The organism is Micromonospora sp. HK10 (assembly GCF_000982955.1).
In the GTDB taxonomy this organism is placed as follows: Bacteria; Actinomycetota; Actinomycetes; order Mycobacteriales; family Micromonosporaceae; genus Micromonospora.
In genome coordinates this window covers 1-10,101 of the sequence record NZ_KQ058711.1, presented here as the reverse complement: position 1 = coordinate 10,101, position 10,101 = coordinate 1, and the positions used below count along the sequence as shown (strand labels likewise).

Here is a 10,101-nt window from a genome sequence, read left to right as displayed (position 1 = left end):
CTTGCGGTGGGCGGCTCGGCGGCGGGGCGCTCGGCGGCGGGGAGCACCTTGCGGTGGGTCGCTCGGCGTCGGGGCGCGCCTCGCGGCGGGTCTTTTCCGCGGCGTGCGCGGGCCGCTTGGAGACTCCCGCCATGGACGCCGCTGTGCTTTAATCTGGTTACGTCGATGTTATCGATAACATCCCTGCCGAGACGCCACCACCGCAGGCATTCCGGCAGCCTGGCCCGCCAGGACTCACCGGTCCTCCGGGTGTCGTCGGCATGAGCTCCGGCCGCGGATGTTAACGCATCCATCGGCGACCATCACCCGGCCGCGCCACCGGCGCGGAGCCAAGGTATCCGAGGAGCCGTCATGGTGGTCTCTCCCGCCCGGCCCGTCCCGTCCACAGTGTCGCGTCCGCTGCGGTGGGCCCTGGCGCTCGTCCTCGTCGTCGGCGGCCTGGCCCTGGTGGCCCGGACCAACGCGGCCGTCGCCGCCGCCGGTCCCGGCTCGATCGTCGGGGTGCAGTCCGGCCGCTGCGTCGACGTGCCGAACGGCAGCACCACCAACGGCACACAGGTTCAGCTCTACGATTGTTGGGGCGGTGCCGGACAGACCTGGACGTACACGACGGCGCGCCAGTTCACCGGCAACGGTGGCACCTGCCTGGACGCCAACGGTCAGGGCACCAGCCCGGGCACCCAGGTGATCATCTGGGCCTGCAACGGCCAGTCCAACCAGCAGTGGAACGTCAACGCGGACGGCACCATCACCGGCGTCCAGTCCGGACTCTGCCTGGACGCCAACGGCGCCGGCACCGCCAACGGCACCAAGATCATCCTCTGGACCTGCAACGGCCAGGCCAACCAACGGTGGACCACCTCGACGACCCCGTCGTCCCCGCCGCCCACCTCGCCGCCACCGGCCGGCGGCCGGCCGTGCGACATCTACGCCGCCGGCGGCACGCCCTGCGTCGCCGCGCACAGCACCACCCGGGCGCTGTTCTCGGCGTACGCCGGCAACCTCTACCAGGTCCGCCGCTCCTCGGACAGCGCGACGCGGGACATCGGCGTGCTGAGCACCGGTGGCTACGCCAACGCGGCGACCCAGGACAGCTTCTGCGCCGGCACCACCTGCGTCATCACCGTCGTCTACGACCAGTCCGGGCGCGGCAACCACCTGTGGTACCAGGGCTCGCCGCAGGTCCCCGGCTCCAGCTCCAGCCGGCCGGCCACCGCCACCAGTGAGTCACTGACCGTCGGTGGCGCCAAGGCCTACTCGCTCTACATCAACCCCGGCAACAGCTACTGGCGGGACGGGCACACCACCGGCATCCCCACCGGCAGCGCGCCGGAGGGCATGTACATGGTCACCAGCGGCACCCACGTCAACAGCGGCTGCTGCTTCGACTACGGCAACAGCGAGACCACCCGGTCCGCCGACGCCGCCGGGGCGATGGACGCGATCAACTTCAGCACCAGCTGCTGGTTCGGCGGTTGCTCCGGCAGCGGCCCCTGGGTCCAGGCGGACCTGGAGTGGGGGCTCTACCCGGGCGGCAGCCAGTCCTGGAACCCCAACCAGCGCGCCTTCACCAGCAAGTTCGTCACCGCCACGCTGAAGAACAACGGCACCTCACGGTTCGCCATCAAGGGCAGCAACGCCCAGTCCGGCAGCCTCTACACCCTGTACGACGGGGCGCTGCCGGCCGGCTACAGCCCGATGAAGAAGCAGGGCGCCATCATCCTGGGCAGCGGCGGCGACTGCTGCAAGCCCGGCGGGGGCGCCAACCTCAGCGCCGGCACCTTCTACGAGGGCGCCATGGTGGCGGGCTACCCGTCCGACGCGACCGAGAACGCGGTCCAGAGCAACGTCGTCGCGGCCGGCTACCGCTGACCAGCGGCACAGCCCGGTGCCGCCTCGCCCGCAACGGCGGCGGCACCGGCAACAGCACCCCGATCGTCCTTGCCAACCGCACCGGCAACAACACCCCGATCGTCCTTACCAACTGCACCGGCGGCAACGACCCGAAGTGGAGCCGGAGCTGAGGCCCGGACCGTCCACCCGCCGACTCTTGCGAAAGGTGACAACCATGCCACTGTCCTTTGCGTCCGGCCGGCGCGGACCGCGCCGCGCGGCGCGACCCGCCGGCGTACCGGTGGAGCGCGGCCGGCCTGCGCCGCCGGCGCGCGGCAACCGCCGGACCCGGCGGGTGATGGCCCTGGCCGTGAGCCTGCTGACGGTGTTGGGACTGTTGCCGGGCATCGCCCGCGCGGACAACCCGATCGTGCAGACGATCTACACGGCCGACCCGGCACCGCTGGTGCACAACGGCCGGGTGTACCTCTACACCGGCCATGACGAGGACAACTCGACCTGGTTCACGATGAAGGAGTGGCGGGTCTGGTCCTCCGACGACATGGTGAACTGGACCGACCACGGTTCGCCGCTCAACCTCGCCAGCTTCAGCTGGGCCAGCGCCGACGCCTGGGCGGGGCAGGCGATCCAGCGCAACGGCAAGTTCTACTGGTACGTACCCATGACGGTCCGCGCGACCGGCCGGATGGGGATCGGCGTGGCGGTCGCCGACAGCCCCACCGGGCCGTTCCGGGACGCCATCGGGCGTCCGCTGGTGAGCAACGGGGAGATCGACCCGACGGTCTTCATCGACGACGACGGCCAGGCGTACCTCTACTGGGGCAATCCGAACCTGTGGTACGTGAAGCTGAACGCCGACATGATCTCGTACTCGGGCAGCCCGACCCAGATCCCGTTGACCACGGCCGGGTTCGGCACGCGGAGCGGGGACGCGAGCCGGCCGACGCTGTTCGAGGAAGGGCCGTGGGTGTACAAGCGCAACGGCCTCTACTACCTGGTCTACGCGGCCAAGTGCTGCTCGGAGTTCATCGCCTACTCGACCGCGCCGGGCCCGCTGGGGCCGTGGACCTACCGCGGCACGATCATGCCGACCCAGGGCAGCAGCTTCACCAACCATCCCGGGATCGTCGACTTCAACGGCGGATCGTACTTTTTCTACCACAACGGGGCACTGCCGGGCGGCGGCGGTTTCACCCGGTCCGTGGCGGTGGAGAAGTTCAGCTACGGCACGAACGGCACGATCCCCACGATCACCATGACGACCACGGGCGCACCACAGGTCAAGACGCTGGATCCGTACGTCCGGCAGGAGGCCGAGACGATCGCCTGGGAGTCGGGAGTGGAGACCGAGCCGAGCTCCGAGGGCGGGATGAACGTCGGCTGGATCGAGAACGGTGACTACATCAAGGTCAAGGGGGTGGGCTTCGGCACCGGCGCCGCCTCGTTCACGGCCCGGGTGGCGTCGGGCGGCAGCGGGGGCAGCATCGAGCTGCGCCTGGACAGCGTCAGCGGCCCGCTGGTAGGGACCTGCCGGGTGACCGGCACCGGTGGCTGGCAGAACTGGACCGACACCACCTGCCCGGTCAGCGGAGCCACCGGCACCCATGACCTGTACCTGCGGTTCACCGGCGGCAGCAGCTACCTGTTCAATGTCAATCACTGGCGGTTCACCGGCGGCGCCGGGCCGACCCCCAGCGACCCGCCGCCGACCAGCCCGTCGGCCACCCAGATCGTGGGCGTGCAGTCCGGCCGGTGCCTGGACGTGCCCAGCACCACCAACGGCACCCAGGCGCAGCTCTACGACTGCTCGGGCAGCGCCCAGCAGCGCTGGACGTACACCTCGGGCAAGCAGTTGCAGCTGTCCGGCGGCAAGTGTCTGGACGCGGAGAGCGCCGGCACGGCGAACAACACCCGCGTGATCATCTGGGACTGCACCAGCGGGGCCAACCAGCAGTGGAACGTCAACTCGAACGGCACCATCAGCGGCGTTCAGTCCGGGCGCTGCCTGGACGCGGCCAACCGGGGCACCACCAACGGGACCAAGATCGTCCTCTGGGACTGCCACGGCGACACCAACCAGCAGTGGAGCCTGCGCGGCTGACCGCCCGCGTGCGGAGTGGCCGGGCGGCCCGCGGTCGCCCGGCCACGTCACGCGGCTGCCACCCGTGCGCGGTGTTCGGCTGGCCCGCGGTCGAAGCCGAGCGCGGCCGGGGAGCTGTCGACGCCGCCGGCCCGGTGCGCCGCCCGTCGCGGTCGGGCCCCGGACCACGGTCGGTAGGCTTCGCGCGTGGCCCAGCCGGTACCCGCACCCACCGCCCGGCCCGTGGTCGCGTTCTTCGGGCTGGTCTTCGCCCTCAGCGGCGCGTTCTACCTGCTGGGCCCGCTGATCGGGAACCTGTCCCGCTGGACCCGGGCGGACGTGCCGGCCAGCGCCCTGATGTTCGTCTGCCCGGCGACCGCAGCGGTCGTGCTGATGTACCGGCGCCGTGGACGCCGAGGACTGGGCGTCTGGGCGCGCGGCATGGTGCGCCGGCCGCGCACCACCCAGCTGCTCTGGTACCTCCCGGCGCTGCTGCTGCCACCCCTGGTCCTGGGGGCGTCATACCTCGTGCTGCGCTGGACCGGCGCGCCACTTCCGGACCCGGCCATCGCCTGGTCGGCGCTGCTACCGCTGGCCGCCATCTACCTGGTCAGCGCGCTGGCCGAGGAAATCGGTTGGAGCGGCTACGCCACCAGCCCGTTGCAGCAGCGATGGGGACCTTTGGCCGCGGCGCTCGTCATCGGCGCGGTCTGGGCGGCCTGGCACATCGTGCCGCACCTGCAGACCGGTCGCTCCGCGTCTTGGATCGCCGGGCAGTGCGCGTTCACCGTCCTGTTCCGCGTCGTGCTGGTCTGGCTGTACGACAACGCCGGCGGCGGCATTGCCGCGCCGGCCCTCTGCCACGCCTCCTACAACGTGGCCTGGTCGTCGTTTCCGCACGCCGGGTCCCACTACCACCCTTCGCTCACCGCCGTCATCATGGCGGTGGTCGTCGCGGGCATCATCGCGTCCTGGCCGGCGTCGGCCCGGGCGTCGAAGCCGCTTCGCCGCCCCGACCGGGCTGCCCACCCGACGCCCGACCACGCCTCGCGACGGCCCGCGCGCGGCGATGTCCCGGTGCTCCCCGGACGGGAGCACCGGGACACCCGGTCAGCGGATCGAATCGGTGCCCGCCCGGAGGACGGCGGGACCCCGGCCCGCTAACCGACCCGGACGAGCTGCCACTGCTGGTTGGTGCCGTTCCAGTCGCTGTACTGCACGACGTTGGCGCCGTCGGTGGTGGCGGCGCCCTGTACCTCGACGGCCTTGCCGCTGTTGCGGCTGATCAGTCGCAGGTAGCCGCCGGAGTCGGCGAGTTGGAACTGCTGGTTGCCGGCGTTGTTGTCGGTCCACTGGATGATGGCGGCGCCGTCGGCGGTGGACGCGCCGTTGACGTCGAGCACCTTGCCGGAGTTGCGGGACTTGAGGCGGTAGTAGCCGCCGCCGGAGTCGACGAACTGCCACTGCTGGTTGCTGCCGTCGTTGCGGGTCCACTGGCTGATCCGGGCGCCGTCGGCGGTGGACTTGCCGTACACGTCGAGGGCCTTGCCGCTGTTGCGGTTCACCAGCACGTACCAGGCACCGGTGTCGACCTGACCCGGCGGCGGCGTGGTGCCGCCACCGGCGTTGAGGGCGTTCAGCACGGCGGTGTAGGCGGCCTTCTTGTTGCCGTTGGCGTCGAAGAGCAGCGGGTTGTCGCCGCCGCGCCAGGAGTCGCTGTCGCGCACCCCCCAGGTGGTGATGCCGGTGCAGCGGGTGACGGCGAGGCAGGCCCGGGTGACGGCCGCGTACATGTTGGCCTGGTTCGAGCCCTGGGTGATGTCGAGCTCGGTGATCTGCACGTCGACGCCGAGGTCGGCGAAGCGCTGCAGGTTGGCCTGGTAGTCGCCGGGCATCGTGGTGCCGAGGTGGGACTGGAAGCCGACGCAGTCGATCGGTACGCCGCGCGACCTGAAGTCACGGACCATGTTGTAGATGCCCGTCGACTTCGCGTTGATGCCGTCGGTGTTGTAGTCGTTGTAGCAGAGCTTGGCGCCCGGGTCGGCGGCGCGCGCGGTGCGGAACGCCACCTCGATCCAGTCGTTGCCGGTGCGTTGCAGGTTGGAGTCGCGGCGTCCGCCGCTGCCGCCGTCGGCGAAGGCCTCGTTGACGACGTCCCAGGCGTAGATCTTGCCCCGGTAGTGGGCGGCCACCTGGGTGACGTGGTTCATGGCGGCGTTGCGCAGCGTGCTGCCGGACATGCTCTGCGCCCACGGGGGCTGCTGGGCGTGCCAGAGCAGGGTGTGACCACGGACCTTCATGCCGTGCGCCTGGGCGTGGCTGACGATCTGGTCGCCGCCGGTGTAGCGGAACTGGTTCTGGGACGGCTCGGTGGCGTCCCACTTCATCTCGTTCTCGGGGGTGATCGCGTTGAACTCGCGGTCCAGGATGCCGGTGAACTGGCCGTCGGACAGCTTGAACGCGGGCACGGCGGCGCCGAAGTAGCGGCCCTTCTCGGCGGCCGAGGCGCCCAGGGTGGTGCCGGCGTCGGCGGAGCCGGCCGTCAGCAGCGGGGCGCCGGCCGCGAGCAGCGCGGCGGTCAGCAGGGTCAGGATCGCCCGTAGCCGCTGCGGGAGCCGTCCCTGCGGCGGGCGGGGAGGTTGTCTCATCTGCGTACCTTCCGGGGTTTCTGGTGGTGGTGGCGCCGGGTCACGGGGTGCTCATGTCGAAGCTGCGGACGGTGACGGCACCGCCGAGGGCCCGGGTCGCGTAGTTGAAGATCGCGTAGCGGTAGCCCATGAAGAACTGCCAGGCGTTGTTGAGGGTGAAGGCCGGGCCCAGGGCGGTGAAGGTGACCCCGTCGGTGCTGTAGGAGAAGCGGGCCTGCCGTCCACTGCCGGGCCGGATGTCGGCGCTGGCCCGCAACCAGATCCGGCCGCCGGAGACCGCGGCGGAGGCCGCCTCGGTGCCCGTCCCGGTGGTGTTCCAGTTGCCGTCCATGGTCAGGCCGTTGACCAGGGTGACCCGGGTGGCGCCGTTGTCGCGTTTGACGCCGATCCAGGCCGAGGAGTCACGCAGCATCGCCAGCCCGGAGCGGTCGCCGTCGGCCATGGTCGAGTAGTCCAGCTCGATGGTCGCCGTGGACGTCGGCCCCTGGATCCGGTGGGTCAGCGTGTTGCGGGCCGCGTACAGGTCGTTGGTGACCGTGGCCGTCTGCAGGCGCAGGCCGCTGCCGGTGGACCACTTCGTGTTGTCCGGGTTGTGGTTCCACTCCCAGCGTGGGCCGAGCCCGCTGCCGGTGAAGGTGTCCGGGCCGGTCATCGGCTGCACCGTCTTCGACGAGGCGGGGATGTTCGGCGCCGGGTAGCTCGCGCCCCATCCGCCGTTCACCGTCTGGACCTGCGGCCAGCCGTCACCGGTCCAGGTGATCGGCGCCAGCGCGGGCACCCGGCCACCGGGGTACGCGTCGACGAAGGCCATGTAGTACCAGTCGCCGTTCTGGGTCTGCACGAGGCCGCCCTGGTGCGGCACGCCGCCGCCGGAGATCGGGCCGGGCATGTTGAGCAGCACCTGGCGCATCTCGTACGGGCCGAACGGGCTGGTGGACCGCAGCACGTACTGGCCGTTGGCGGGGCGGGTGAGCCAGATGTAGTAGTAGCCGTTGCGCTTGTAGAAGCGCGACCCTTCGAGCGTGCCGACGCTCGACGGGGTGCTGAACACCTGCTGGGACCGGACCTGGCTCAGCCCGTCGGCCGACAGCTGCGCCACGCTGATGTTCGTGTTGCCGTACGCCACGTACATGGTGTCGTTGTCGTCGACCAGCAGCCCGGCGTCGTAGTAGCAGTTGTTGATCTGCGAACGCTTCTGCCAGGTGCCGTCGACGGAGGTCGAGGTGTACACGTAGGTGCGGTTGAACTCGACGCAGCCGATCCAGTAGTATGTGCTGTTGCTCTTGCGGTAGTTGAAGGCCGACGCCCAGATGCCCTTGACGTACGCGCGCCCGCCGTTGAGGTTGTACGCGTTGGAGCCGAAGTCGAGGCTCGGCACGGAGTGCCCGGCGTACTCCCAGTGCACCAGGTCGTAGGAGCGCAGGATCGGCGCGCCGGGGGAGTAGTGCATGGTCGACGCCGAGTAGTAGTAGGCGTCGCCGACGCGGATGATGTCACCGTCGGCGAAGTCCTGCCACACCACGGGATTCGTGTACGACGTACCGGACGGCGGTGGCGTGGTGGGGGTCGGGTCGGTGCCGTCGACCCGGGCGAGTTGCCACTGCTGGTTGGTGCCGTTCCAGTCGCTGTACTGCACGACGTTGGCGCCGTCGGTGGTGGCGGCGTTCTGGACCTCCACGGCCTTGCCGCTGTTGCGGTTGAGGAGACGGACGTAGCCGTCGGTGGAGTCGGCCAGCCGGAACTGCTGGTTGGTGCCGTTGTGGTCGCTCCACTGCACGACGGCCGCGCCGTCGGCGGTGGACGCGCCGTTGACGTCGAGGACCTTACCGGAGTTGCGGGACTTGAGGCGGTAGTAGCCGCCGCCGGAGTCGACGAACTGCCATTGCTGGTTGGTGCCGTTGTTGCGGGTCCACTGGGTGATGCGGGCGCCGTCGGCGGTGGAGGCGCCGTAGACGTCGAGGGCCTTGCCGCTGTTGCGGTTGACCAGGACGTACCAGGCATTGGTGTCGACCGACGCCGCGGCCGCCTCGGTGACGTTGACCGCCACGGCGGCCATGCTGGCCAGCAGGGTCACGACGGCCGCGGCGGCCAGGCCCGGACGCCGGCGGCGCCGGCCTGGGGCGGCCGGTGGGGGCGCGTGGTCGATGGGCATGGGCATGTTCCCTCCACTCGGAGTCGACGCCACGCTGTTAGCGCTAACAACTCTCGGTAGGCGTCGGGTCGTAAACGGTGGTAGTGCTGGGGGTCCCGAGGTGTGCAGGCCCTACGCCCACTGCACAGACATCGAGGTCGCCAACGTTGCCAGAATGTTTCGCGGCATTCAAGAGCTAGGCGCTGATCGATGTATTCGACCACCGTGCGGCCGGCTGTCGACTCGCCATCGCCGCGACCGATAACACTTTTTGGTACGTCCATTTGCCGCCCCGGACCCGGCCCTCTTCTTGACGGGGTGGTCGGTCGTCGGCGACAGTCAACCACCACCGGCCACCGGCTCCGGCCGCCACCACTGATCACCCGCCCCGATCGAACTGTGTGACTGCGACGTGAGGATGCGAGCTACCGGCAGGAACGAGACGGACCTCGTGGTCGCGGCCCAGGCAGGCGACCGGCGGGCCCTGGACGAGTTGCTGTCCCGCGGCCTGCCGCTGGTCTACAGCCTCGTGCACCGCGCGCTGAACGGGCACCCGGACACCGACGACGTCGTCCAGGACGCCATGCTGCGGGCCGTCCGCCGGCTTCCGGAACTGCGTACCCCCGAGAGCTTCCGGCCGTGGCTGGCCGCCATCGCGCTGCGCCAGCTCGGTACCCACCTGCACCGCCGGCGGGCGGCTGCCCGCCGGACCGCGCCGCTGGACGAGGCGGCCGGGCTGCCGGATGTCGACGCCGCCGTCGAGGACGTCACGACCCTGCGCGTGGAGCTCTCCCGGCAGCGTCGCCAGACCGTCCGGGCGAGCCGCTGGCTCGACCCGGACGACCAGGCCCTGCTCTCCCTGTGGTGGCTGGAGGTGGCGGGCGAACTGACCCGGGCCGAGTTCGCGGCGGCCCTGGGGGTCAGCGTCGCGCACGCGGCCGTCCGGGTGCAGCGCATGCGCCACCAACTCGACCTGTGCCGGGAGCTGGTGGCCGCGCTGGAGGCCCGGCCGAGGTGCCCCGAGCTCGACGGCGCGGCGGCCGCCTGGGACGGCGTGCCGAGCCCGTTGTGGCGCAAGCGGCTGGTCCGGCACACCAGGTCCTGCCCGCGTTGCGCGCGGGCCGCCGACGGCCTGATCGGTGCGGAGCGGCTGCTCCTCGGGCTCGGCCTGCTCCCGGTACCGGTCGGCCTCGCCGCCGTGCTGGTCGCCCGGGGAGCGCTCGGCACGGCGGCCGGCTCGGCCGCCGCCCTGCCCGGCACGCTCAGCTCGGCGTCCGGCGGCGCGGGCGGCGCGGGCGTCAAGGCGGCGGTCCTCGGCCCGCTGCTTCAGCCGGTCGTGGCACACCCCGTCGCCGCCACCGTGGTTGCCGCGGCCCTCGCCGCCGGCG

6 protein-coding genes are annotated in these 10,101 nt (G+C 71.0%); 4 read left to right on the top strand and 2 right to left on the bottom strand.

Annotated elements, in window-relative coordinates:
• The first annotated feature begins 351 nt into the window (after positions 1-351).
• The 3 genes from LQ51_RS06250 (at position 352) to LQ51_RS06240 (ending at position 5,098) form a co-directional block, all read left to right on the top strand.
• Positions 352-1,872, top strand: a complete 1,521-nt coding sequence (locus LQ51_RS06250; protein WP_156312988.1) for an arabinofuranosidase catalytic domain-containing protein — start codon at positions 352-354, stop codon at positions 1,870-1,872.
• A 319-nt stretch (positions 1,873-2,191) separates the two neighbouring features.
• Positions 2,192-3,955 carry a family 43 glycosylhydrolase gene (locus tag LQ51_RS06245; protein ID WP_082159296.1) on the top strand — a complete coding sequence of 588 codons (1,764 nt, stop codon included), beginning with the start codon at positions 2,192-2,194 and terminating at the stop codon, positions 3,953-3,955.
• Between the two features lie 186 nt (positions 3,956-4,141).
• Complete coding sequence (locus tag LQ51_RS06240) at positions 4,142-5,098, top strand: CPBP family intramembrane glutamic endopeptidase (RefSeq protein ID WP_046563709.1); 957 nt, start codon at positions 4,142-4,144, stop codon at positions 5,096-5,098.
• On the opposite strand, the gene LQ51_RS06235 is transcribed toward LQ51_RS06240, so the two are convergent.
• Together LQ51_RS06235 and LQ51_RS06230 are read right to left on the bottom strand one after the other, a co-directional pair.
• A complete protein-coding gene (locus LQ51_RS06235; protein WP_082159294.1) occupies positions 5,095-6,582 on the bottom strand; it encodes an endo-1,4-beta-xylanase in 1,488 nt (495 codons plus the stop codon). The genes LQ51_RS06240 and LQ51_RS06235 overlap by 4 nt on opposite strands.
• Before the next feature lie 40 nt (positions 6,583-6,622).
• Positions 6,623-8,734, bottom strand: coding sequence for a family 43 glycosylhydrolase (locus LQ51_RS06230; RefSeq protein ID WP_082159293.1), 2,112 nt, complete (start codon positions 8,732-8,734; stop codon positions 6,623-6,625).
• Between the two features lie 397 nt (positions 8,735-9,131).
• Between LQ51_RS06230 and LQ51_RS06225 the strand changes: the two genes are divergently transcribed.
• Positions 9,132-10,101 (top strand): RNA polymerase sigma factor (locus tag LQ51_RS06225; protein WP_082159295.1); only part of this gene is annotated, 970 nt, incomplete at its 3' end.